The following is a 25,093-nucleotide window of genomic DNA, read 5'->3' on the forward strand; positions in this document are numbered from 1 at the left end:
ATCCATTCACATAGAAGGTAAAACGGCCTTCTATATACAGTAGTATAGACTCCGATCAAGAGCCCATCAACGACGGATACGCGCCTGAATCGCTAAATTATGTTTTTTTCATATTTTCCGGGGATTTGGAAGGCAAAACTCGCCTCTGACAGAATCTGTCAGGTTGTATAGGATAGGTAGAGATATACCGAATCGAGCTTGACGACTTACTGTTCGCGGAATGCGCGATCAAAACTGTCGGTGATCGGGGCAAACAGATAGGCGAGAATCGTTCTGGCACCGGTGACGATTTCAAGCTGTGCGGCCATTCCCGGCGATAAAATCATGCCTTCATGCTCGGCAAGACTTTCCGAATCGATTTCAATCATTGCCTGAAAATACGGGCGACCTTCCGGGTCGGTCAGACGATCCGGCGACACATCGGAAACTATACCCTTTACCGGCGCAAACCAGCGCTGGCTGAATGCCGTCACCCGGATGTTCACACCAAGCCCCTCGTGAACGACATCGATATCGTTCGGCGATACGCGCGCCTCGATCACAAGCTTGTCATCTTGCGGCACGATTTCAAGCACTTGCGCACCGGGCGGGATCACCCCGCCGACGGTGGAAAACTGCAAATTGGTGACCGTCCCGGCACGCGGGGCCTTGATGTCGGACCGCACCAGAATATCCTCGGCCGATCGGAGCCGTTCATTCAGATCGGAAATCTCGCCCTGGATATCGCGAAGCTCGGTATTGATGGTTTGCAGATTATCACGCGTCAGCTGCGCCTGACTGGATTTGACCTGCTGGATCTGCTGCTCAATACGTGCGATATCGGCTGAAAACCGCCCGATATTGCCCAGAACCTCGACCAACCGGCTTTCAAGCTGCAGCAACCGGGTCCGTCTGGCATAGCCAAGATCGACCATGGGTTTGACCATGGCCAGCTCTTCCTTGACGATGCCGACCTGCTGTTCGGCGGCGGTTTTCTGTTCGCGCGTGCCAATAATCTCGCGGCGCAGTTCCTTGATCCGTTCGTCATAAAGTTCAAGTTCACCGCGAAACGCATTCATCCGGCTTTGAAACAGGGTTTCCTGCGAGTCAACAATCCCGGCATATTTCGGATCATAAAGCGGGGACGGGAACTGCACCCGATCCTTGCCACCACGTTCCGCAAGCAGGCGCGCCTGTGTCGCCAGCGCATTGAGGTATCGGTTGTTCAGCAGGTCAAAGCTGGCCCGCGCACGCGTATCGTCAAGCCGGATCAGGACATCGCCACCCTGCACGCGCGCACCATTGCGCACCAGAATGTCGCGAATGATCCCGCCTTCAAGATGCTGAACACTTTGCCTGCCCGAAAACGGCGCGACCACACCACTTGCCGTCGCGGCCGAATTGATGCGCGCCGTTGCCGCCCACAAGAACACCGACCCGACACCCAGGATCAGGATCAGAAGACCGATCCGCACCAGCGGCCTGACATCGGTTTCAAGTTCACGCGCTGTCGGAAGCTGCACCCCTGCCATCAGGCACCACCCCGTCTGCGACCAGCCGATCCTTCAACTACCCGAAGCTGCGGCGGATCACTGCGTTTCGGGCGCGGGGCGACGGCCGGCTGTTGTGCTGGGCTGCGCTCGCTGGTACGGCGTGCCTTGCGCGCCTCTTCACGGGCAGCGGCCTTTTTCGCCAGAACCTGCGCACGCGCTTCCTTGCGGCTGGCTTCAAGGGCGGCTTCCCGGGCGGTTTTACGCGCGCTCAGTCTTTGCTGTTCCTGTTTTTCACGTGCGACGCGCTGCCGTTCCGCACGTTCACCCGCTGTTGCCGCAGCTTCTTTACGGGTCGCCGGGCGCATGGTCATCATGGTGCCGCCCGGGGTCGGTTGCGGCACCATTTCGGTGCGTTCGATCCCGGCCGTTGCCTTGGCCTGCGCGGCACGGCTGGCCTGTGCGCGGGTCGGCGTCGGCATGATACCAGCCGGCAGGGGCGGCTGTTCTGGCGTTTGATTCTGCGACGAATTCTTTTCAATGATCGGGCGTGGTGCATCCGGGTTGGGCACCGCAATCCGTTTGGGGGTGATCCGCATTTGTCCGTCACGCGCCGGTTCGGCAGCAGGCGATGCCATGGGTGCAGGTGGTGGCGCGATCATCTGATCGGCCTTGCCCCGCACCGGCACGACCTGAATCTGCCCGTTGGCAAGGGCAAGGATCGCATCGGCACGCACCAGAATTTCGCGTTCGTGACTGACGATAAAGGTCGTGATCCCGGCACGACGCACGATATCAATCAGCGCACTGATATGACCAACACCATTGTCATCAAGGGCGGTTGTCGGTTCATCAAGCAACAACAGGCGCGGCCGGCCGAACAGCGCCGCGGCAAGGGCAATAAGCTGTCGCTGCCCGCCCGAAAGGTTGCGCCCACCCCGTTCAACCCGGGTTTCATAGCCATCGGGAAGATCAAGGATGAATTTGTGCGCCCCGGCCAGTTCGGCCGCCTGAATGATGTCGCGCATTTCCGCATTGCCAAGACGCGCGATATTTTCGGCGATCGTTCCGGGAAACAGGAACGGATTCTGCGACAGATAGCCGACCTGCGGGCCAAGTTCACCGCGATCAATCCGCGATGCTTCGATCTCGTCAAGTTTCACCGATCCCGATCCGGGCACCCAGATGCCCATGATCAGCTTCAAAAGGGCGGTTTTACCAACCCCGTTGAACCCGGCGATGGAAATCACCTGCCCCGGCCCGGTCTTGAAGGAAAATCCCTTGAACAGAACATTACGGCTGCCCGGCGGCGCAAAGACCAGCCGATCCACGGAAACGGACATACCGCGCCCGCGCGGCAACGGGGCCGTATTCGTCTGACGTTTGTCCAGCAGGATCTTGTTCAGCCGTTCGAACGAATTGCGCGCCGAATTCCAGCTACGCCATGCCGAAACCGCGCCATCAAAGGGTGCCAGCCCGCGCATCCCCATGATCATGGAGGCCACCATGATCCCGATCGTGATGCTTTCCGACAGCACCAGATAGGCACCAACCCCGATAAAGCAGACCTGCATGGCCAGACGGATGAAATGCGACAGCGTTGTGGATGTTCCAACCCGTCGGCTGGCCTGGCCTTCCCAATACAGCGCATCGGACTGATCAGCCTGCCAGCGCTGGCGCGCGGACGGGGTCATGCCCATGGCTTCCATCGCCTCGGCATTGCGGACATAGGTTTCTTCCTGCGCAATACCGCGGTTCTGGCTTTCTTCGGACCGATCAACCGAAATCTTTGCCGCCGCCTCGTTGGCAATCGCAATCAGGATCAGGATCGTCGCCCCGGCACAGGCGACAAGCCCGAGACGGGTATCAAAGATGAAAACCACACCGATATAGACCGGCGCCCACATGAAATCGATCAGGGTAAAGGGGCCCGATCCGGTCAGAAACCCGCGCAGACCATAAAGATCACGCAAGGGTCGCTGGCGCATATTGTTGCCGCGTGCGGCCTGTTGTACGACATGGGCAAACAGATCGCCGCCAAGCCGAAGATCAAGTGCGGTGCCAACCCGGATCAGCAGCCGGGATCGCAATTGTTCCATCGATGCAATGAACAGCAGCACCAGCCCGATACCAAGTGTCAGAAGCAAAAGCGTATCAACGCTGCGGCTGGAAAGAACCCGATCAAACACCTGCATCGAATAGATCGGGATGACCATGTTCAGCATATTGATGACCATGCTGAATCCGCCGACAAGAGCAATCGACCGCCAGAACATACGTTCCAGCGGGGTGCGATCCCCTTCCCGTGTCGCGCCCGCCTTGCGGACCGACTGGATTTTGTCCAGCAGGGTCATTGTGTTCCTTCCCGAAACCCCGTTCGCAGCAAGTCTTGTATCACATCAAATATGGCGCACGCGCCAAGCGACCCGCGACAAACCTGTTACGAGCCACCTATCCGATTGCATAAGCACTATTCTAGGGCAACATATAAGGATGTGTTAACAAATTAAGGAACTTCAACGATTTGCGGGCAATAATACGCTGGTTCCGGCATTGCGTAATGCTGCGTTTTGCCGCGAATCCGAAAAAACACGCCCGCAGGCGGACATGCCGGAATTACCGACAACCTGTTGGAAATCTTCCTTTTTCTGATTTGAATTGCGCCAACTCAAATCAGGCGGCGTGCGTTTGGCTTACTCTCGGCTCAATCGCAAGGCATGGGCAGGTTACCCTTGCCCTTAACATCTAAAAACATACCTTTTAAGTCAGGGAAAAAGAATCGGGACACCCCATGGAAAACGAACCCTCAAGCCTGCCTGTCTTCCTGCAACGCTTTCTTGCCATCAGTCCGGGCGGCAATTCGCACACCTTCCCGTTAATGGCCTGTATGGCCGGGGTTCTGGCGACCTGCGCATGGATGCTCGGTGGATTATCCATGGCAATTTCGGCCGCGATTGCCGTTGCGCTGATGCTTGTGCTTGCCCCGATGATATCCCCCGAAATCCTGATGAAATTGTTGCGCGCCCGTCCGCTTGATACCGCTTCCTTCCCTGCCATTCACGAAATGGCGGCGATGCTGGCGCGCCGTGCGGGGCTTGATTACCTGCCAAAGCTTTTCCTGCTGCCGGGCAAGGGGGTGAATGCAATCACCACCGGCACCGCCGAAGAAACAACCATCGCGATTTCAAATGATGCCCTTCATACGCTTTCCCCGCGCCAGATGCGCGCCCTGCTGGCCCATGAAATTGCCCACGCATGGCACGGCGATACGCGCATCCTTCTGATGACCGACGTGCTGTATCGGGCCACATGGACCATTGCCCTGTTCGGATTGATGGTTTTCATTTTTGGCGATTTTGATCCGCCGGCCTGGATGGTCATTGTCTTTGGCGTGGTCCCGACCGTAAGCTTCCTGTTGCAGCGCGCCGTGATCCGGGATCGTGAATTCATTGCCGATCACGGCGCCAGCGACCTTCTGAACGGCCCCGAAGACATGATTGACGCGCTTTTGCATATCGATCAGATCAATCGCCGCCGTTTGCGCCTGATCCCTTATCGCAGCACGCAACCGCCATCCCTGCTTGATACCCATCCCTCGGTCAACGCCCGCATCCGGGCATTGCGCGACCTTAAACCCGGCACATGGCAGAAATTCTTTGAAAACCGGCGACCTCCCGGCACAAAATAGCCAAACCTGACAATAACGACGTGCTTCTTTCATGCCCCTATCGCCCACGCCAGATTAGGAACTTGGTCTCTGCCCGATTTGCGGGCGGATCATGATCGCTGGCGACAGTGTCGACCGGCATCACTGGACGCCAAAATCAAAGGGCGGCACGGATACCGAATGGCTCCACCGGGTCTGTCATCGCATGATCCATCGGCTGTTTGATGAAGCGACGCTGGCACGCGATCTCAATACACCCGAAAAAATCATCCCCCATCCCGATATGCAGACATTCATCCGATGGATACGCAAAAAGCCCGTTGATTACGTCGACTGGCCGGAAAATGCCGGACGGTATGGGCGAAATCGTCGCCGCAGCCGTTAAAATCACGAAAATCGACAACAGCCGATTGCATTTTGCAGCCGACATAAAGGTTTACCTTGCGCGATCAGGCCGATATACGGCCCCAGTTTTGCGGCGACAAATCTGGTCGCAATTGGCACTATGACAAACGATCAGCTTTAGGGTCCTGACCCTACGAACGGACAAAGGAAACCAGATGCCAAGCCTAGACATGCTGAGCGAACTGATCCCGGCCTTTGTCACGTTATTTGTGATCATCGATCCGATCGGGCTGGTGCCGGTCTTTATCGTTCTGACACAGGGGACCGATACCAGACATCGCCGCCGCATGGCGATCCGGGCCTGTATCGCAAGCTTCCTGATCCTTGCGGCCTTTGCCGTGGTGGGCGAAAGCGTGCTTGGCATCTTTGGCATTCACATGCCGGCCTTCCGGATTGCCGGCGGAACGCTTCTGTTCCTGATCGCGCTTGAAATGCTGTTTGAACGCCGCAGCCAGAAACGCAACCAGCGCGCCGAACAGGTTCATCAGGAACTTGAAGAAGAACACGAACTTGATCAGCAGATCACCGACGCCAAACCGGCACAGGCCGAAGACGAGCCCGACGACATTTCGATCTTCCCGATGTCGATCCCGTTCCTCGCCGGTCCCGGTTCCATCGCGACCGTGATGCTGCTGATGGGCAAATATGAAAACAGCGTGGTAATGCAGGTCAGCGTCGTCGCGGTTGTCGGCCTTGTCATGCTCTGCGCGCTGACCATGTTCCTTCTGGCCAATCTGGTTGCCAAACGCCTGAGCCCGACGGTCGCGACCGTGATCTCCCGCCTGCTCGGCATGATCCTGGCCGCCCTTGCCATCCAGTTCATCATCGACGGCATCAAGCAGGCGTTTTTCTGATCAGCACCAGAACGTTGCCTAACCCTTCAACCCCGCATGAGCCAATGCGGCGATAAGGTCGGTTCGGGTGACAATGCCGATGATCCGGTTATCTTCGACCACCGGAACCGCATCACAGGCCCCATTCGCCATCAATGGCAGCAAGGCGGCAATCGGGGTATTCGCCGTTGCCCGCGGCTCTGTCACCGACATGATTTCGATGGCCCGGATCGGAACATTGCGACGGCGATCAATCAGGCGCGCCATCGACGCCAGCAAACCGCGATCCAGACGAAGGGCGTCTTCGGTTGCACGCCGGATCAGATGGATCTGGAAAATCACCCCAATAAAACGTCCGTCATCCTGAATGACCGGCAGTGACGTAAATCCGTGACGGCGGAACAGGTCGGCGACCTCGTTAAGCGGGGTTTGGGCATTCACCGTCACCAGATCGCGCGACATGATCTGACCTGCCGTAATCGGCCCGGCGCGATGGGCCGCGACCTGAAATTCAGCCGCCCCGATCAGGCGCGCAAGGTCTTCGACGCCAAGGTTCAGCGACTGGCGATATTGCTGCAAAATGGTATTCAGTTCCCCCTCGTCCAGACCAAGCCGTTCAATCGGGGAACGGTCCGCTGTCTGATACGGCCCCTTGTCATCGAAGTGACGCAGCGGATATTTCCGCCCCGTTGCCCGGGCATAAAGTACTGCCGTCAGAACAAGAATGGCCGTAATCGCCGCAACCGGTGTCAGGGCAAACCGAAAGCCAAGCTCGGTCGCGATATCCGGGTTCATCGCAACAACCATCGCAACCGCCCCGCCCGGCGGATGAACCGCCCGCGCAACGATCATCACGGTAATGGCAAGCCCGACCGCCACCGCCACCCGCAAAACCGGATCAGGGATCACATAACAAACCGCAACCCCGGCAAGGGCAGCAACAGAGTTGCCAACAATCGCCGACCACGGCTGCGCCAGCGGACTGTTTGGCACGGCAAACAGCAACACCGATGACGCCCCAAACGGCGCAATCAGATAAAGCCCGGCAGCATGCAGATCAAGGAACGACAGAACAAAACCGGCAATCCCCAGCCCGATCAGTGCCCCGAACCCGGCACGGATGGCTTCCTTATGCGTGCTGGCCGGTATCGCCGGATAAAGCGCGCGAAAATTGCGAAGTTTCATAGGATTGGTTCATTTCCGGCCCGTTATTGAACATTTCATTCTCGTTCAATTTTTTATAAATGCGATTTTTTCTAGTATTTGTAATTCGCATTCCCGTCAATATCGGCAGCCGATAAATCCCCCAACAAAAAGGAGGGCACGCGGCCCTCCTTTCGAACTTTTCCCAATAAGACCCCTGATCGCAATGCCCCGCAAAAGCCCGGATCGCGCCCGTGCTGGCTGGCAATATTTTACTGCGCTGCCAGAACATATCCGGCGTAGGCGACAAGCATCACCATCCCGATCCCCCGCCCGATAGTTTGACGGCGCAGCAGCAAAGTCAGGACCAGCGATACCGCGATCATGATCGGCAGATCAAAGGTCAGGAAACGGCTGGCAACCGGGATCGGGGTAATGATCGCGGTCAGGCCAAGAATACCCAGAATATTGAAAATGTTCGATCCGACGATATTGCCGATGGCAATTTCCGACTGCTTTCGCAACGCCGCGATTAACGAGGTCGCCAGTTCCGGCAAGGATGTGCCCACCGCAACGACCGTAAGCCCGATAAACGCCTCGGACACGCCAAAGGTCCGGGCAATCGTTACCGCCCCATCGACCATGAAGCGCGCGCCAAACATCAACGCCACCAGCCCGCCAATCACCCAGATCAGCGACAGCCACAAGCCACGTGCGGGAACCGGCAGATCACCCTCATCGGCAAGTGGCGCATTGGGCGCATTGCGCGACTGGCGATAGGCAAACACAAGATAGGCAACAAGCGATACAAACAGGATGCCACCGGCAACGCGCCCCATCATCCCGAAGGCAAAGATCGGCACAAGGATAATGGCCGCCGCCATCATCACCGCCGTATCACGTTTCAGGGTATCGCCAGAAACCCGGATCGGCCAGACAAGGGCCGACACACCAACGATCAGCAGAATATTGGCAATATTCGATCCCACAACATTGCCAAGCGCAATATCAGAAACCCCGCGCAACGCGGCATCAACCGAAACCAGCAATTCCGGGGTCGATGTGCCAAAGCCAACCACGGTCAAACCGACCAGAAGCGGCGGCATCGCCAGACGCTGCGCAATCCCGACACTGCCACGCACCAGCGCCTCGCCCCCGAAAAACAGACCGGCAAGGCCCGCCAGCAACATCAGATATTCCATAACCAAAGCCCCCAAAACGCCAATGATCAATATTGTCACAGCATATAGCGCGCAGATGTGTGTGCGCCCCGGGGCCAGCGCAAGGGCCTACGCAAGTGACCCCGATTACATTTCCGTCCGCAAAGCAAAACGGCCGGGAATTTCCCGGCCGTTAACGCAGATTTCCAGATGGATATCAATCCCAGCGCTTGGTCGCGCGGATGATCGCATCGGTATCGATCTGGTAATATTTATAAAGATCAATGCTGTCGCCGCACTGGCCAAACGCATTGACGCCAAGCGGGGCGACGGCGTGACCGCGGACAGAACCAAGCCACGCCAATGCCGCCGGATGACCATCAATCACGGTAACAAGACGCGCATCCGATGCCAGCGGTTTCAGAAGGTTTTCGATATGGGCCATGCGGCCATCCGATTTGCCTTCAAGGCGCGCCCGTTCCAGATCCTGCCATTCGTTATAAAGCCGGTCGGTCGAGGTGACGGCAAGCAAGCCAATCCCCGGATGATCGGCTTCAAGTTTTTCCCACGCAGCAATCGCTTCGGGGGCCATCGCGCCGCAATAGGCAATCGCCATTTTGCAATTCTCGCCCGGTTCACGCAGCCAGTAACCACCCGATACGATTTCGGATTTGGTGGCATCGGAAAGATCACGTTCCGGCTGTGCCAGCGGTTTGGTCGACAGGCGCAGATAAACCGATCCACCATCGGGATTTTGCAGATGATCAAATGACCAGCCCATGATGGTCGCAAGTTCGTCGCCAAAGCTTGGCTCGAAACTGGTCAGGCCCGGCTGCCCCATGCCGATCATCGGGGTTGAGATCGACTGATGCGCCCCCCCTTCCGGCGCCAGCGTGATGCCGCTTGGTGTTGCGACAACCATGAAACGCGCATCCTGATAACAGGCATAATTCAGCGCATCGAGGCCGCGTGCAATGAACGGATCATAAAGCGTTCCAATCGGGAACAGGCGTTGGCCAAACAGGCTGTGCGACAGGCCAAGGGCGGCCAGGTTCAAAAACAGGTTGTTTTCGGCAATGCCAAGTTCGACATGCTGACCTTCGGGCGATCTGATCCATTTCTGGGCCGAGGGCACCTTGCGTTCACGGAATTCATCGGCAAGATTTTCGCGCGCAAACAACCCGCGCTGGTTCACAAACCCGCCAAGGTTGGTCGATACCGTCACATCGGGCGATGTGGTGACGATCCGGTCCGCCAGATCGCTATCCTTCAGTTTCGCAAGCTCGTTCAGGATTTTGCCAAAAACTTCCTGCGTGCTTGATGTCTCAACCCGCGCATAGGGCATTTCGGGAATATCGATGACGGTTGCCAGCTTCTTGCGCGATTTGCCGTCATTAAACGGTGCTGCATCGATATAGGCACGCACCTTGTCCTCGGCCACGTCAAGACCGGCAGCATAATCCCATTCCTGCCCGTCCTGGACATTGTTCTGTTTTTTGAACGCATCCATCTGCGGCACATTCATAAGGCCCGCATGGTTGTCCTTGTGCCCCTGAAGCGGGGTGGCATAACCCTTGACCGTATAGGCGATAAAGATTGTCGGCTTGTCATTGGGAACGGAATCAAACGCATTCAAAACCGCTTCCATGCAATGCCCGCCCAGATTGGTCATCAGGTCATGCAGGGCATCATCATCATAATCACCAAGCAGACTTGCCAGCGCATTGTCGCCCGGCATATCGCCAAGGATCTGTTTGCGCCATGCCGCCCCCCCCTGGAAGGTCAGGGCGGAATAGACATCATTCGGTGCCTCGTTCAGCCATTTTTTCAATGACCTGCCACCCGGCTTGGCAAAGGCATCATGCAGCTTGCGGCCATATTTGATGGTGATCACGTTCCAGCCAACGGCGCGGAAAAACCGGCCGATCACGCGGAACAGATGCGCATCAATCATACCGTCAAGGCTTTGACGGTTGTAATCGATCACCCACCAGACATTGCGAATATCATGCTTCCAGGTATCAAGAAGCGCCTCATAGATATTGCCTTCATCAAGCTCCGCATCACCGACAAGGGCAACCATGCGACCGGGCTGCTCGCCACGCGGCAGCATATCCTTGTAACGCAGGTAATCCTGCGTAAGCGCCGCAAAATTGGTCACCGCCGCGCCAAGCCCGACCGACCCGGTCGAAAAATCGACAACATCGCCATCCTTGGTCCGCGACGGATAGGATTGCGCACCGCCAAAGCCGCGGAAGTTTTCAAGCTTTTCCCTGGTCTGGCGACCAAACAGATAATTGATCGCATGGAAAACCGGCGATGCGTGCGGTTTGACCGCAACCCGGTCCTGCGGGCGCAGGACATTGAAATAAAGCGCCGTCATCAATGTGGTCATCGATGCACAGCTTGCCTGATGGCCGCCGACCTTGATGCCATCGCGCTTCGGGCGGATATGGTTGGCATTATGAATGGTCCAGCTTGATAGCCAGCGCACCTTTTTCTCAATCTGGCCCAGCATCTCAAGATCCTTGGCCGCCACGCGCCCGGTCGAGGTTGCTTCGATCATTTCGCCAATTTCAGGTGTGCTGTTTTGTGCTGACATCTTTATCTCGCCTCTCGCTGGCGTTTCGGCCCGGTTGCACCGGTATTGCCGCACGCCTTATTTCGGTATGGATTTGCGTATTTTTGCTGCTACGAAGCGCCAATCAAGCGAAAGCAACAAAAATCGCAGGATTGACGAAACTTTCAAAAAACCCTCGTTCAGCCCACGCAAGTTTTTTGAAATTCGTCGAATGTGGCACACAGGCCCGGAAAGGGTTTTTGGCTGTTTGCAGCCCCGATTCGGGATGCCTTGGAGCCTTTTCCGTTTAGATTGAACCGTTTTGCCGGAGGCATTCTTCTGTCCTGCAAGGAAAGGATCGCAGAGCGTAGCGGGGCTACGGTCAAGATCCTTGACGCTGCGGGGCAGAAGAATGTCCCGGCCCGAAGGGTTCGGGTTTGGCGACGTTTCGCTACGTTACACCGCTTGAACGATGCCCCGCATCGCCCTTGCGCGCTGTGCCTTGCAAAACCTTTCGCCAAACGCGAACAAAATCGCTTCAATCTAAACGGAAAAGGCTCTAACCCCGCCAAGGCGGTTGGCGCATGGCGTGGAACGGCACCCACGCCATGCGCAACCTTATACGGACCGCAAATCGTTCGGGGGGTGCGGTCCGCCTCCCTTGTTCGGGAAATGCCTGAAAATGCCGGGCTATTATTCGGCGGCAATCGCCATCTGATCCCCATCAAGCGCCTGTTCAAGATCGGCAAGAATATCGTCGATGCTTTCAAGACCCGCCGACAGACGGATCAGGCCATCGGTGATCTGATACTCGGCGCGTTCTTCGGGCGTATAGGTCGAATGGGTCATCGATGCCGGGTGCTGGATCAGGGTTTCGGCATCGCCAAGGCTGACCGCGCGCGTGATCATGTTAAGACCGTTCATCAGCTTGCGGCCCTCTTCGATCCCGCCTTTAAGTTCAAACGCGATCATGCCGCCAAAGCGGGCCATCTGCTTTTTCGCCAGTTCATATTGCGCAAAGCTTTCAAGACCGGGATAGAAAACCTTTTCGACCTTCGGATGGTTTTCAAGGAAGGCCGCGATTTTTTCCGCATTATCGCAATGGCGTTCCATACGAAGTTCAAGCGTCTTGAGCCCCCGCATCACCAGATTGGCATCCTGCGGCGACAGGACCGCACCGGTCATGTCTTTCAGGCCGACAAGACGGACCTGTTCAAGGTCTTCCGCACGGCCAATCACCGCACCGGCCATCAGATCCCCATGACCGCCCAGATATTTGGTCGCCGAATGCACGACAATATCGGCACCCAGTTCAATCGGGCGCTGCAGATACGGCGTGCAATAGGTGTTATCCACCACGACCTTCGCACCATGCTTATGCGCGATGTCGGAAATGGCTTCGATATCGACCAGACGCATGTTCGGGTTGGCCGGGGTTTCGAAATAAACGATCTTGGTTTTGTCCGAGATCGCCTTTTCAAGTTCCTTCGGATCGGTCAGGTCAACATGGGTATGCTTGATCCCGAATTTTTCCAGCCCGTGACGGAAATAGGCGAATGTGCAGCCATAAAGCGTGCGATCCACAATGATCTCGTCACCCGGCGCAATGAATGTCCAGAAGACCGACGTAATCGCCCCCATGCCCGATGCGGTTGCAAGGGCGGCTTCACCACCCTCAAGCACCGCCAGACGGCTTTCAAGAAGGGCCAGCGTCGGGTTGGCAATACGCGAATAGATAAAGCCCTGCTCTTCACCGGCAAACATCCGCCCGCCCTGCTCTGCGGTTTCAAATGCAAAGGTGGAGCTCATGTAAACCGGCGGGTTCAGCGCGCCATTATGGCTTTGCGGATCATAACCATGATGGATGGCGCGGGTGGCAAAACCGGATTTGGTGTGACGCGGATCAGACATGAAAGGCTCCCGTTATCTAAAGTGTTCTGCCGTCATCTCCGCAAGGCCCATGCCAGAATTGAAAACCCCTGTATTTCAATTACTTAGCGCCACAGCCCTTAGATCAGCTGTAAACTTAAGTTTACAAACACCTTCACCAACCGCGACATTCCACCAAAACCACTGGAAAACAGCCCCTTACGACTGTATAGTTTTCGTTACAGTGTAAACATTTCGGTACAGCCATGCGTTTTGAAATCACCGGGGAAAACAGGGTCGGCATCACGCGGGACGTCGTCAATGTGCTGGCGGATTTCAAACTCGATATCCGCGCCTTTGAGGTCACGACCCACCATATCTTTGCCGATATCCCGGCAATCCGGCCGGAACGTTTTCCGTTGCTGGCTCATCGTTTGATGCAGCTACCCGGCATTGAGGACGTCAAACCGATTGACCGTCTGCCAACCGAACGCCGGCGCGCCCAATTGCACGCAACCCTTGCCGCCCTTGGCGATCCGGTGATCGCGGTGGATGCCAACGGCCTGATCGCACAGGCCAATCCCGCCGCCCAGAACATCGCAGGCTCCCCCGATGCCCCGCTGCGTGATCGGCCCCTGGCCGATTTCCTGACCGACCCGGATATTGATGACCTGCGCCAAAGCCATTTCCGCCTGCCGGAACGCGAAGTCACACTGGGCGGGCAAACCTATCTGCTACAGGTCGAACCGATCGGCCATGTCGATGACGGCACCGATGCCGCCGATGATGAACCGTGGGGCGGGGTCATGGTGTTTCACCGCGCCGCACGCCTTGGCCGCGTCATGACCGCCCTTCAGGACCGCAGCCACACCGGATTTGACGACATCATCGGCCAAAGCAAGGTACTGGCACGGGTAAAGGCACAGGCAAAACGCCTGGCATCGGTCGACGCCCCGCTTCTGATCCTGGGCGAAACCGGCACGGGGAAGGAACTTTTTGCCCGCGCCTGCCACCGTGCGAGCAACCGCGCCGATCAGCCGTTTCTCGCACTTAACTGTGCCGCCATGCCCGAAGGACTGGCCGAAAGCGAACTGTTTGGCTATGCCGCCGGGGCCTTCACCAGTGCGCGTCGCGGTGGCAAGCCGGGGCTTCTGGAACTGGCCGATGGCGGCACATTGTTTCTCGATGAAATCGGCGAACTGACACCGTATTTACAGGCCAAGCTTCTGCGCGTGTTGCAGGATGGCCGGTTCCGGCGCGTCGGTGGCACGGATGAAATTGCGGTTGATGTCCGCATCATCAGTGCGACCAACCGCGACCTTGAAACCATGTCGCATGACGGCACATTCCGCGAAGACCTTTATTTCCGCCTCAACGTCCTTGGCATCACCCTGCCACCCTTGCGCGACCGGCGCGAAGATATTGCCGAACTGGCGCTTTATTTCGTCACCCGCACCGCCCAGCAAACCGAACGCCCCACACCCCATATCGCAAGGGACGCCCTGTCCTGGCTTGCCAGCCACGATTGGCCCGGCAATGTGCGCGAACTGGAAAACACCCTTTTCCGGGCGGTCGCCCTGCTGGATGGCGATATCCTGACCGCACGCGACCTGACCACCACCGCAAGCAACCCGCCCGCCACGGCCACCGATGAAACCGCAACATCCCGCGATCCCGCAACCACTGCCCTCGCAACCGACCCGATCAATGCCGCCATCGCCCAAGGAAGCCTTGCCGAGGGGATGGACATGCTCGAACGTGAAATGCTGATGCGCCTTTACCCGGATTATCCAAGCTCGCGGAAGCTTGCCGAACGGCTTGGAATCTCGCACACTGCGATTGCCCGCAAGCTTCGCAAATATGGCATTTCCGGTTGATCTTGCCTCCCATGTTGCATTGCGGCATGATCCACCTAACTTAACAAGAGGAACAACTCCTCACCCACAGGGAGAAACATCATGCTGACAGGCAAATGCGCACTTGTTACCGGATCCACCAGCGGCATCGGTCTTGCGATGGCCAAGGCCCTTGCAGGGGCCGGGGCGGATGTCATGCTCAACGGCTTTGGCGACAAGGACGAAATCGAGGCCACCCGCAAATCGCTTGAAACCGAGTTTGGCGTGACCGCGCATTACAACGGCGCGGACCTCTCCAAACCCGACCAGATCGAAGCGATGATGAAAGATGCCGCCGCAAAATTCGGTGGCGGTGCCGATATCCTGATCAACAATGCCGGCATCCAATACACCGCCCTGATCGAAGATTTCCCGCCGGAAAAATGGGATGCGATCATCGCGATCAACCTGACCTCGGCCTTTCACACGACGCGCTTTGCCCTGCCGAACATGAAAAAGAAAAACTGGGGCCGGATCATCAATACCGCCTCCGCGCACGGTCTGGTCGCATCGGTCCAGAAGGCCGCCTATGTCGCGGCCAAGCACGGCATCATGGGCCTGACCAAGGTCACAGCCCTTGAAACCGCCGAAAGCGGCATCACCGCCAATTCAATCTGTCCGGGCTGGGTCCGCACCGAACTGGTCGAACGCCAGATCGAAGCCAAGGCCAAGGAAGGCGGCATTTCCGTCGAGCAGGCCGCAACCAATCTGGTCTCGGACAAACACCCGTCCAAACAGTTCGTCACCCCCGAACAGATCGGCCAGACCGCCCTGTTCCTGTGCTCGGACGCCGCATCACAGATGACCGGTACGCATATGTCGGTTGATGGTGGCTGGACGGCGCAGTAAGCCACCCTTCAACCTGCCCAAAGCGACGTAAAACAAAAAGGTGCAGGTCAAATGCCTGCACCTTTTCTTTTCGAATAACTAAAACCTTATTTGGCAACGGCACGATCATTCATAGGCCGAGACCACAGCCGAAATCACCTTTTTCAGGTCGCTCGAACCCGGCAGGACATCTGTGCCAAGCAACGAGGCAAAGCTTTTGCAGGTGGTTACACTTGCCCCTTCCGCAGCCGCCTCCACAAACGCATTTGATCCCGCCATTTCAGAAACAAGGAACCGATTGATCCGGTTACTTTTCTCGATTGTCAGGGCGTAGTTCGCAGGCCCGCTGCTCGCGTAATTGCGATTGTCCACCCAGTTGTGGAAGGCCAGATTACGATCCGGGACATAACTTGAATGTGTCGCCATAACCTTGCCATCAACCAGATATTGAACAGCGTCTTCGCGCCATTCGATGGTGTAATCATGCCAGTCATAGATGCTTGCGACTTCTGGCTCCAGAGCCGTGACGCAGAACCCCGCCGCATCTGAATCCCCACCCTTGACCGTCATCATCCAGACGGTGTTGTCAAATTCCGGATCGCTGCTGGCGTCGGGGTTTTTCAAGGTGGTGATTTCCATGAACCAGGCAAATTGCATGACAAGCGGGTTCATGGTGGTGTTCCAATAACCCCAGCCGCGGCTGCCGCCATCAGTGCCGGTGACCTTGATGCGCATGTCAAGGCGGCTTGCTGTCTGTTCATTGGCGACATAGGGGTTATTGAACCCGACATCGCGATACCATTTCCAATCCGCTTCCTTATCGGCAATCAGGGCAAGATAGTTATGGGCAATGTCGGCTGTTGTCGTTGTATTCCAGCCATCCTTCGCGTAGGGGGCCGGATAAGCGGTGCTGGAACCCTCCCGATATGGATAGGGCATATGGCAATATTTCGTGATTCCCGCATGCAATTCCGTCGGCGACACAAAGGAAATCGACTGCAGCAATGGGTTTACCGGATCCAGCAACCGATCATAGGGCTGCTTTGCAGGATGCCCCGGCCCCTGACGCACACATGAATTGTTATACATTTCCGCATTGATATAGGGCGCATTCTGCCCGGCTGGTGGGGCATAAATAGGTGCGGTCAACTTGACACAGGGCGCGTCCGCCGTGCAGCCATCTACCGGGGCGTTGACATCAACATGGTTAAACGCATGAACGCCCACCGCGTCCTCCCGCCAGAACCACGTATTGAATTTTTCATTGAGCGGCGATGTCGTGGGATAACTGTAATCATCAACGTAAACTTGCTGCCAAGTCTGACAGCCCGAAAGAAATCCAAGGGCCAATAATACCCCGGCAACACTTATCTTCGCACAACTTCCCATTAAAACATCCCCCAAGACCGATTTTGGTGAAGCAAACCATCACCTTGATCGCGCCAGAGTTGCATCTTTTAAATATTAGGTAAATGTATTTATTCTCGCAAAACGCGAAACAACAATGCCCTAGCTTAAATACCGCCCCAAATGCTCCACCAGCATCCGTATCTTGGGGCTAAGGTGCCGGTTGGTCGGGTAAAGCGCCCAGATGCCTTCATCCGTCGGCTGGAATTTCGACAGGACCGGGATCAGATCACCGCTGGCGATCCACGGATCGACGTAATAATCCGGCAACTGGACAATGCCGATGCCCTTTAGCGCGGCATCCAAAAGCGCCTGCCCGCTATTGGCGTGGATCGAGCCATGAATGCGGATGGTGCGTTCCCGGCCATCTTCTTCAAACCGCCAGTAATCCAGCGTCCCGACAAGGCAGTTATGGCGCGCAAGCTCCGAAAGAGAATGCGGCTCGCCACGTTTGGAAAGATAGGCTGGCGACGCACAGGCATAAAGGCGTCGGGTTGAAAGCTGCTGGCTCATCAGACTGCCGGTCGTGCCATCAAGCCGCCCAAGCCGGATCGCCATGTCATAACCTTCCAGCACCAGATCAAGTTTCTGGTTGGTAAAGCGGCACTGGACTTCAAGCTCCGGATAGCGCGCGACGAAATCATTGACCAGCGGCGCAATCACGGTTTCGCCGTAGGTTGTCGGCGCGGTCAGTTTAAGCTTGCCGCGCGGCACCTGTGTCAGGGTACCGATTGCGCGTTCCGCATCCTGCAAGCCATCCAGCAACTGTCGGCAATGCTGGTAATAAACCTGCCCGGCTTCGGTCGCGCTGACCTTGCGCGTGGTGCGGTAAAACAACTGCACGCCAAGCTTTTCTTCCAACGCGGTGATCTGGCGGCTGACCTGGGCCACGGAAATGCCAAGCTGCTTGGCCGCCGCCGTAAAGCTTTTGCGTTCCGTCACGGCAACGAATTCGCTGATCCCGTCCCACGCATTCATTATTACACCACCGTAAAAGTCATTTACCGAAATACCGGATTATCAGATCAGGGGAAATAAATACACTGTTGGCAGTAAATCATTCAAGCCGGAGGAGCGACATGAGCGCCCAAACCATTACCTGCAAAGCCGCCATTGCCTGGGAAGCGGGCAAGCCGCTATCGATTGAAGAAGTTCAGGTCGCCCCGCCCAAGGCCGGCGAAGTCCGTGTGCGCATCGTTGCCACCGGCGTTTGCCATACCGATGCCTTTACCCTGTCGGGCGACGATCCCGAGGGCATTTTCCCCGCCATCCTTGGCCATGAAGGCGGCGGGATTGTTGAATCAATCGGCGAAGGTGTCACCAGCGTTGCGGTCGGCGATCATGTGATCCCGCTTTACACCCCGGAATGCGGCGAATGCAAATTCTGCAAATCGGGCAAAACCAACCTGTGCCAGAAAATCCGCGCCACCCAGGGCAAGGGACTTATGCCCGATGGCACCACGCGCTTCTCGCAGAATGGCAAGCCGATCTATCACTATATGGGCTGCTCGACCTTCTCGGAATATACGGTTCTGCCGGAAATCTCGATTGCCAAGGTCAACAAAACCGCCCCGCTTGAAGAAGTCTGCCTGCTGGGTTGCGGTGTCACCACCGGCATGGGGGCCGCCACCAACGCGGCCAAGGTCAAACCGGGCGATAGCGTTGCGATTTTCGGTCTCGGCGGCATCGGCCTTTCGGCCATCATCGGCTGCAAAATGGCGGGTGCCAGCCGCATCATCGCCATTGATATCAACGAAAAGAAATTCGAACTCGCCAAACAGCTTGGCGCGACCGACACCATCAACCCGCAAAAATTCGACAAACCGATCCAGGACGTCATCGTTGAGATGACCGATGGCGGCGTTGAATACAGCTTTGAATGCATCGGCAATGTCAATGTGATGCGTTCCGCCCTTGAATGCTGCCACAAGGGTTGGGGGGAGTCGGTGATCATCGGTGTCGCCGGTGCCGGTCAGGAAATTTCGACCCGTCCGTTCCAGCTTGTCACCGGTCGCGTCTGGCGCGGCACCGCCTTTGGCGGGGTCAAGGGCCGGTCGCAACTGCCCGATTATGTCGAACGCTACCTCAAGGGCGAATTCAAACTGTCCGATTTCATCACCCACACCATGAAGCTTGAAGACATCAACGAAGCTTTCGACCTGATGCATGAAGGCGAAAGCATCCGTTCGGTCATTCATTACTAAGACTATCTGGCTTCATACGAAAATCCCGTCTTGCCGGTAAAATTCCGGCAAGGCGGGCGAACGGGAGAATAAAATGGGCATTGAAAATTCGTCCAGCAACAAGGTGTTTGGCGGTTGGCACAAACAATATACCCATCGGTCCGATGTGCTGGGCTGTGATATGCGGTTTGCCATCTTCCTGCCGCGTCAGGCGGGCAAGGGCAACCGTGTGCCGGTGATGTACTGGCTATCGGGACTGACCTGCACGGATGAAAACTTCATGCAGAAGGCCGGCGCGTTTCGCATCGCAAGCGAACTTGGCATTGCCATCGTCGCCCCCGACACCAGCCCGCGCGGCGACCATGTGCCCGATGACGAAGAAGAAGCCTATGATTTCGGCAAGGGGGCCGGTTTTTACGTCAACGCGACGCAGGAACCGTGGGCACGCAATTACCGCATGTATGATTACGTGACCAAAGAACTTCCGGCCCTTGTCCGCGATCATTTCCCGATTTCCGATGATGCGGTGATTTCCGGCCATTCGATGGGCGGGCACGGTGCGCTGATGATTGCGCTTAAAAATCCGGGCATGTTCAAATCCGTGACGGCCTTTTCCCCGATTTCAAACCCGATCAATTGCCCGTGGGGCCAGAAGGCGCTTGGCAATTATCTCGGTGATGACAAATCCGTCTGGAAACAGTGGGACAGCTCGGAACTGATGAAGGCCGCCACCGCCAGGGATATGCAAACCCCCGCCCTTGTCGATCAGGGCGATGCCGATGGCTTCCTTGCCGAACAGCTTAAACCCGATACGCTTTTTGCCGCGGCAAGCCACGCCGGTTATCCGCTGAACCTGCGCATGCAGGAAGGCTACGACCACAGCTATTACTTCATCGCGAGCTTTATCGAAGACCATCTGCGTTTCCACGCATGGCATCTTGGTATCGCCTGAGATCAGCTAACCGCATCAGAACCCGCACCCAAGCGGTTTTCACCCGGCACGCGCCTCGTCCCTGTAGGCGTGCCGGGTCTTTTTTTGAAGATACGGGATTGGATCAATCCGGGTCAAAGCTGCGCGCATCAATGGCATCGGCCACGTCATCCGCCGTTTTAAGCGTGCGAATGATCAACGGCACCACAAGCGCCAGCACCGATTTATCAAGCCCGCGCGCGCGTTGCGCATCGCGGATTTCATGACCGATTTGCGCAATCACCGGGATAAAGCGCAGCACCATCGAAAAGGCCAGACTGACCTTTTCCGGGTTAACCCCAAACCGCGCCAGCGGCTTCATCGCTCGCTCCAGCGCGGCCAGCATGTCGGATGTTCTGGTCGTCAGGGTCACAAGCCCGGCGAAGCTAACAATCGCGGCCAGCCGGAAAATCACCACAAGCCCCGCCTGCCAGTCATTGAGCCAAAGCTGCACGGCAAAGAACAGCGCCAGCAGCCACAATATCGGCCTGATCTGCGCCCAAAGGATGCGGGGGCCAAAACCCGAAGCCGGATACAGGATAAAAACCGTCACCAGCAGCACCGCCAGAACCGGCCAGTCAGGGATCAGAAAAACACCGGTCCCCAGCAGCACAAGGGCCAGCACCTTTAACCCGGCTGCCGCCCGGTGCAGGGCGGAATTGCCATCGATGTAAAGTCCGGCAATCACGCCATCATCTCCCGATAGCGGGGAATGGCGATCGCCGGGACATCGTCACAGGCGATGCGGCCATTTTCAAACACCAGCACCCGGTCATAACCGGCAATCAGATCAAGATCATGGGAAACGGTGATGACGGTCTGATCCAGCTCGGCAATCGCGCGTTCAACCCGGTTGCGATTGCGCAGGTCAAGCAAGGTGGTCGGCTCATCAAAGATGACGTAACGCGGCGCCATCACCAGCACACCGGAAATCGCCAGAAGCTGTTTCTGGCCCCCGCTTAACAAATGACTGGGATGATTGCGAAATTCCGACAGGCCATATCGCGCAAGAACCTCGTCAATACGACGGTCAATCTCGTCCTTTGGCAGCTTAAGCGCCTTCAGGCCAAAGGCGATGTCTTCCTCGACCACCGGATAGACGATCTGGTTATCCGGGTTCTGAAAAACAAAACCGACATGACGGCGCAGTTTGCGCCCGTCCTTGGCGGCATCGAAATCATCGACACGCACAGTCCCCGACGATGCCACCTGAAGCCCGTTCAGAAGCCGGACAAACGTGCTTTTGCCCGATCCGTTGGCCCCGACGATCCCGATCCGCTTTTCGGAAAGTGACAGTGAAATATCGTCAAGCACGCGACGCTGATCAAATTCCACGGTGACATTTTCAAGCGTGATCATCGGCACCCGGCGCAAAATTTCAGACAGGGAACAACAGCAAAAGGCGCGATCTGATGACCGCGCCTCATCAAAACCTAGCGTGCCCTGGAAATCAAGGGATAGGCACGGCGCACGGCAAGGCAGGCCGCCGTCGCAATCGCAACCTTGATCACATCGCCAATCAGGAACGGTGCGGCCCCGACGGTCGCCTGCCAGTAACTGACATCAACAACGATGCTGACCCAAAGATTGCCAATCGCATACAGAACAACAATCCCGCCAACCGCAATCGACAATGCCGCGTTAAAGATATGCAGGCTGTCCCAGAATTTTTCAATCAGCAGGCCGATCACAAAGGCCGAAATCACCCAGCCAACGATAAAGCCGCCCGTCGCCCCCAGAAAAACGCCAAAACCACCGCGACCACCCGACAAAAGCGGCAGGCCAAGCGCAACCAGCACAACAAACAGCAGGATCGAAAGCCCGCCACGACGCGCCCCCAAAATCGCCCCGGCCAGCATCGGCCCCAATGATTGCGCGGTCACCGGCACGCCGGTAATCGGCAGGGTGATGGGTGGAAACAGCCCAAACACAGCGGTCACAGCCGCGAATAGCGCGATATAGACGATATCTTTGGTGTTCATGATTTTACGATCCTTCCTTCCCGTTCTCCCCGGCGAAGGGATAGCGCCAAAACCGCAGACCGCCAAGCAAAATGACGCTTCATTCCCATCAGGACAGGATCAGCATCGCCTGATAGGTTTTCGGTTTCAGAAACTTGTCGCGGATTAATCGCTGCTTTGTTCGGCAAAGGATTTAAGCCGCATCAGCGCAGAATCCCAGCGCCCCGCAACATGGTCAAGCCACGCACGTGCAAGGGCCAACCGATCCGGGCAAAAAGCATATCGGCTTTCGCGGCCGATCCGATGACTTTCAACCAGCCCCGCCATCTCAAGCACGCGCAAATGTTTCGTCACCGCCTGCCGGGTCATGTCCGCATCATTGGAAAGCGATGCGATTGACCGTGCCTGCCCATCCGATAGCCGATCAAAAATCGCCAGTCGGGTCGGATCGCCCAAAGCGGCAAAGATTTCGGCAAAACCCGGATCACCACCAGATCCCGGCATGTGATTTTCAGTTTTCGACATATTTCCTGATATTTTCCAACTGGAACGCCCAGCCATTTGTGTTGGCCTGCAAGGCAGCCGAAAGACGATGTGCAGGCAGTTTGTCAAAGCCGGTTTCACGCACGGTCACCCGTGTCACACCCGCCTTTTCTTCCAGCCAGAATTCGACAAGTGTTTCCGGCTCCCTGCTGTAATCCACATCCGGCTCAATCGCATAGGGATGCCACGTATAGGCAAAATAGGCTGGTTCCTCCATCGCCTTGATGGTCGATTGCCATTTCACATGCGTGAAACCTTCAATCGTGATCTGGCCATTTGAAACCTGCCCGACGACAAAGGCATCTTTGATATTCACACCAAACCATGTTCCGAATTGCCTGTGATCCGTCAAGGCCGTCCAGACACGCTGGCGCGGTGCGTTGATCTCGATTTTCTTTTCAATGCTATTGGTCATTAAGCAACCTCCCGGTTGCATTTAATATGGCACCCAGCATCTTGATATGCAACTAAAAAGTTGCGCAATAATTTCTACCCTAAAGCAACAACTTAATGCATCCTCTTGGCCATAGTTTTACAACTTTCCCTAGGGGAGCTCATCAAATGAATACAAAGGAAATTGTTGATACTGTCAGAACTGCGATAGATAAGTCCCTCCGTGACAGTATTAAGTTTCAAGGTATTGCAAAATCTATCGAAGAGAACCCAAAAATCAAACCAGAGTATCTAATATCAGTCAATCTTGCTCACGAGTTTTCAAAACACACTGCAAGCGGAGAACGCATTGTTGAATTAGAGCCTCTAGCACGGGACCTTAAGAAAACACCAAAAATTTATGCCATTTGCGATATACACAACAGAAGAAGCAAAACACGAACCACTCCAAAAAGAATTAAAACAGCCGCTTCATCAATTAACCAAATAAAATTTGGCTCAATTAATTCCCAAAGATTTGATTTATCAATTATTGACACCACTTCAAAAGATAGAATTCTAATAATAGAAGCAAAAAAATCATTATCCAGTTTTTCATCAATAAAATTAGACATAGATAAACTATTGAAAATTGTAGAGGCGTACGATATTAGCGGAGCCTTCCGGTATGAGACGATATATTTCTGCTGCGCCTTCTACAGCCTTGAAGAAAAAATCAGCAAAGATCGATTTGAGGCAAAAAACCGGAAAAACATTCAAAGAATTGTGGAATATTTCAAAGATAAATCAAATACTTATTCTTGGTTGTTTCACCGCTGCGGGATGGTAAGAGGCAGCTACCAAGGCCGCGATACAGCTGGCGAACGTATCCATTACGAAGACGACCAGTATGAAGACGTATTTCTCACTCACAATTATCATTACCAGCCCGGGATGTTAATCTTCGGCAACAAACCCGATATAAAACGATCAAACTTACAAATGTGATAAGAATAAAGCAGGCCCGCTTGCTGATCCCGTTATCCTTGGGTCAGTGCAACTGGCAAAGCCCGCGCAGCTTGTGCCCTGTATCCCCATATCAGGACACGGCGGATTGATGCTCCCCCCTGTCTCTATGATGAAATTCTTGACGTCTTCAAGGTCATCCATGACCTTGAGATTGGTAAACAGGAACGGACGGGTAACCACGCACTTTTTAGCATCGGGGTCCATCACCCCCAGATTGGCGTCGACAAGCAGTGCGAGATCGGTTTTGCTGATCACCAACAAATCGGACCTCATGCCACCACCAGCCTCGCCAAACAGGCCACCACGGCCCACGGCCCCCTCCAATCACTCCCGGCATGTCGATATTTCCGGCAACCGATGAAGCCCGGATACACCTCGGGCGTCTGCCATCCTCGCCAACAAACCACCTCGGGCTCACGGCCCGCTCCGGTCACTTTCGGCAATGTCGGTACTTTCCGCTAACCGCCGAGGTCCGGACAAACTTCGGGTTCTTGGCCCCCACCTGTCCACCATCGGCGGGTCACAGATCACCGCTGCCGGCTGCTGCCATTACTGCCGCTCCCGGCAAATTCAACACTCCCTCTCCAACAAGACGCACCTCTCCCGTCATGACAAATGACCGGGTTAGTCCCCTTAATCCTCTGCCTTAGTCCTCGGGCAGAATGCCGCCATAATGGCCCCGCCATCCGCCGCCCCGTATCCTGCGGAGTACCCCGCCACCCTGCCTTAATCTTTGCCGCTGCATCCTGATCACCTCTTTAATCCGCCCCCAAACGCAAAAACCCGCGAGGCTCAAGGC

Annotated in this window: 22 protein-coding genes; 8 read left to right on the forward strand and 14 right to left on the reverse strand. The window is 56.0% G+C overall.

The annotated features are described in order from the left end of the window. Nucleotides 1–206: 206 nt before the first annotated feature. Together TH468_RS15780 and TH468_RS15785 are read right to left on the reverse strand one after the other, a co-directional pair. Nucleotides 207–1,511, reverse strand: a complete 1,305-nt coding sequence (locus TH468_RS15780; RefSeq protein ID WP_085645569.1) for an HlyD family type I secretion periplasmic adaptor subunit — start codon at nucleotides 1,509–1,511, stop codon at nucleotides 207–209. Continuing rightward, nucleotides 1,511–3,823: a type I secretion system permease/ATPase gene (locus TH468_RS15785; protein WP_085645570.1), complete on the reverse strand. Its 2,313-nt coding sequence runs from the start codon at nucleotides 3,821–3,823 to the stop codon at nucleotides 1,511–1,513. The genes TH468_RS15780 and TH468_RS15785 overlap by 1 nt, the downstream gene beginning before the upstream one ends. A 437-nt stretch (nucleotides 3,824–4,260) precedes the next feature. Here TH468_RS15785 and TH468_RS15790 point away from each other — a divergent pair, with 437 nt between their 5' ends. From TH468_RS15790 to TH468_RS15800, 3 genes are all read left to right on the forward strand, one after another. Continuing rightward, nucleotides 4,261–5,157, forward strand: coding sequence for a M48 family metalloprotease (locus TH468_RS15790; protein ID WP_085645571.1), 897 nt, complete (start codon nucleotides 4,261–4,263; stop codon nucleotides 5,155–5,157). Nucleotides 5,158–5,248: 91 nt separating this feature from the next. Continuing rightward, nucleotides 5,249–5,521: an HNH endonuclease gene (locus TH468_RS15795; protein ID WP_085645572.1), complete on the forward strand. Its 273-nt coding sequence runs from the start codon at nucleotides 5,249–5,251 to the stop codon at nucleotides 5,519–5,521. 175 nt (nucleotides 5,522–5,696) lie between these two features. Continuing rightward, complete coding sequence (locus TH468_RS15800; RefSeq protein WP_246832359.1) at nucleotides 5,697–6,395, forward strand: MarC family protein; 699 nt, start codon at nucleotides 5,697–5,699, stop codon at nucleotides 6,393–6,395. Between the two features lie 18 nt (nucleotides 6,396–6,413). Here the strand turns inward: TH468_RS15800 and TH468_RS15805 are convergent, their stop codons facing one another. The 4 genes from TH468_RS15805 to TH468_RS15820 all read right to left on the reverse strand — a co-directional run bounded on the left by TH468_RS15805 (nucleotide 6,414) and on the right by TH468_RS15820 (nucleotide 13,148). Further along, nucleotides 6,414–7,559, reverse strand: coding sequence for an HPP family protein (locus tag TH468_RS15805; protein ID WP_085645574.1), 1,146 nt, complete (start codon nucleotides 7,557–7,559; stop codon nucleotides 6,414–6,416). Nucleotides 7,560–7,789: 230 nt separating this feature from the next. Beyond that, nucleotides 7,790–8,719, reverse strand: coding sequence for a calcium/sodium antiporter (locus TH468_RS15810; RefSeq protein ID WP_085645575.1), 930 nt, complete (start codon nucleotides 8,717–8,719; stop codon nucleotides 7,790–7,792). Nucleotides 8,720–8,894: 175 nt separating this feature from the next. Next, on the reverse strand, nucleotides 8,895–11,279 hold the full coding sequence (locus TH468_RS15815) for a transketolase (protein WP_085645576.1): 2,385 nt from the start codon (nucleotides 11,277–11,279) through the stop codon (nucleotides 8,895–8,897). Nucleotides 11,280–11,930: 651 nt separating this feature from the next. Continuing rightward, nucleotides 11,931–13,148 carry a methionine gamma-lyase gene (locus TH468_RS15820; RefSeq protein WP_062951202.1) on the reverse strand — a complete coding sequence of 406 codons (1,218 nt, stop codon included), beginning with the start codon at nucleotides 13,146–13,148 and terminating at the stop codon, nucleotides 11,931–11,933. A gap of 224 nt (nucleotides 13,149–13,372) precedes the next feature. Between TH468_RS15820 and TH468_RS15825 the strand changes: the two genes are divergently transcribed. Together TH468_RS15825 and TH468_RS15830 are read left to right on the forward strand one after the other, a co-directional pair. After that, nucleotides 13,373–14,983: a sigma-54-dependent transcriptional regulator gene (locus tag TH468_RS15825; RefSeq protein WP_085645577.1), complete on the forward strand. Its 1,611-nt coding sequence runs from the start codon at nucleotides 13,373–13,375 to the stop codon at nucleotides 14,981–14,983. Nucleotides 14,984–15,064: 81 nt separating this feature from the next. Then, a complete protein-coding gene (locus tag TH468_RS15830) occupies nucleotides 15,065–15,850 on the forward strand; it encodes a 3-hydroxybutyrate dehydrogenase (RefSeq protein WP_085645578.1) in 786 nt (261 codons plus the stop codon). 105 nt (nucleotides 15,851–15,955) lie between these two features. Here TH468_RS15830 and TH468_RS15835 read toward each other — a convergent pair whose 3' ends face one another. Together TH468_RS15835 and TH468_RS15840 are read right to left on the reverse strand one after the other, a co-directional pair. Further along, entirely contained in the window at nucleotides 15,956–17,218 is a 1,263-nt protein-coding gene (locus TH468_RS15835) for a family 16 glycosylhydrolase (protein WP_085645579.1), read from the reverse strand. 120 nt (nucleotides 17,219–17,338) lie between these two features. Beyond that, a complete protein-coding gene (locus tag TH468_RS15840) occupies nucleotides 17,339–18,214 on the reverse strand; it encodes a LysR substrate-binding domain-containing protein (protein WP_085645580.1) in 876 nt (291 codons plus the stop codon). Between the two features lie 101 nt (nucleotides 18,215–18,315). Between TH468_RS15840 and TH468_RS15845 the strand changes: the two genes are divergently transcribed. Continuing rightward, complete coding sequence (locus TH468_RS15845) at nucleotides 18,316–19,440, forward strand: S-(hydroxymethyl)glutathione dehydrogenase/class III alcohol dehydrogenase (RefSeq protein ID WP_085645581.1); 1,125 nt, start codon at nucleotides 18,316–18,318, stop codon at nucleotides 19,438–19,440. A 73-nt stretch (nucleotides 19,441–19,513) separates the two neighbouring features. Further along, complete coding sequence (fghA, locus tag TH468_RS15850) at nucleotides 19,514–20,371, forward strand: S-formylglutathione hydrolase (RefSeq protein WP_085645582.1); 858 nt, start codon at nucleotides 19,514–19,516, stop codon at nucleotides 20,369–20,371. A gap of 103 nt (nucleotides 20,372–20,474) precedes the next feature. Here fghA and TH468_RS15855 read toward each other — a convergent pair whose 3' ends face one another. The 5 genes from TH468_RS15855 to TH468_RS15875 all read right to left on the reverse strand — a co-directional run bounded on the left by TH468_RS15855 (nucleotide 20,475) and on the right by TH468_RS15875 (nucleotide 23,308). Next, nucleotides 20,475–21,077, reverse strand: coding sequence for an energy-coupling factor transporter transmembrane protein EcfT (locus tag TH468_RS15855; RefSeq protein WP_085645583.1), 603 nt, complete (start codon nucleotides 21,075–21,077; stop codon nucleotides 20,475–20,477). Next, nucleotides 21,074–21,748, reverse strand: a complete 675-nt coding sequence (locus TH468_RS15860; protein ID WP_085645584.1) for an energy-coupling factor ABC transporter ATP-binding protein — start codon at nucleotides 21,746–21,748, stop codon at nucleotides 21,074–21,076. The genes TH468_RS15855 and TH468_RS15860 overlap by 4 nt, the downstream gene beginning before the upstream one ends. Nucleotides 21,749–21,822: 74 nt before the next feature. Further along, nucleotides 21,823–22,371: a biotin transporter BioY gene (locus tag TH468_RS15865; RefSeq protein ID WP_085645585.1), complete on the reverse strand. Its 549-nt coding sequence runs from the start codon at nucleotides 22,369–22,371 to the stop codon at nucleotides 21,823–21,825. A gap of 144 nt (nucleotides 22,372–22,515) precedes the next feature. Beyond that, a complete protein-coding gene (locus TH468_RS15870) occupies nucleotides 22,516–22,875 on the reverse strand; it encodes a helix-turn-helix transcriptional regulator (protein ID WP_007088870.1) in 360 nt (119 codons plus the stop codon). Further along, nucleotides 22,862–23,308 (reverse strand): SRPBCC family protein, encoded by a 447-nt coding sequence (locus TH468_RS15875; RefSeq protein WP_085645586.1) that lies wholly within the window; start codon nucleotides 23,306–23,308, stop codon nucleotides 22,862–22,864. Before TH468_RS15875 ends, TH468_RS15870 begins: the two co-directional genes overlap by 14 nt. 146 nt (nucleotides 23,309–23,454) lie before the next feature. On the opposite strand from TH468_RS15875, the gene TH468_RS15880 reads away from it, so the two are divergent. After that, the gene (locus tag TH468_RS15880) at nucleotides 23,455–24,273 is read left to right on the forward strand and encodes a hypothetical protein (RefSeq protein WP_085645587.1); all 819 of its coding nucleotides are present in this window, start codon (nucleotides 23,455–23,457) and stop codon (nucleotides 24,271–24,273) included. Here TH468_RS15880 and TH468_RS21935 read toward each other — a convergent pair. Next, nucleotides 24,262–24,606 (reverse strand): hypothetical protein, encoded by a 345-nt coding sequence (locus TH468_RS21935; RefSeq protein ID WP_246832360.1) that lies wholly within the window; start codon nucleotides 24,604–24,606, stop codon nucleotides 24,262–24,264. The genes TH468_RS15880 and TH468_RS21935 overlap by 12 nt on opposite strands. Between the last annotated feature and the right edge of the window lie 487 nt (nucleotides 24,607–25,093).

Source organism: Thalassospira sp. MCCC 1A03138, assembly GCF_002115785.1.
In the GTDB taxonomy this organism is placed as follows: domain Bacteria; phylum Pseudomonadota; class Alphaproteobacteria; order Rhodospirillales; family Thalassospiraceae; genus Thalassospira.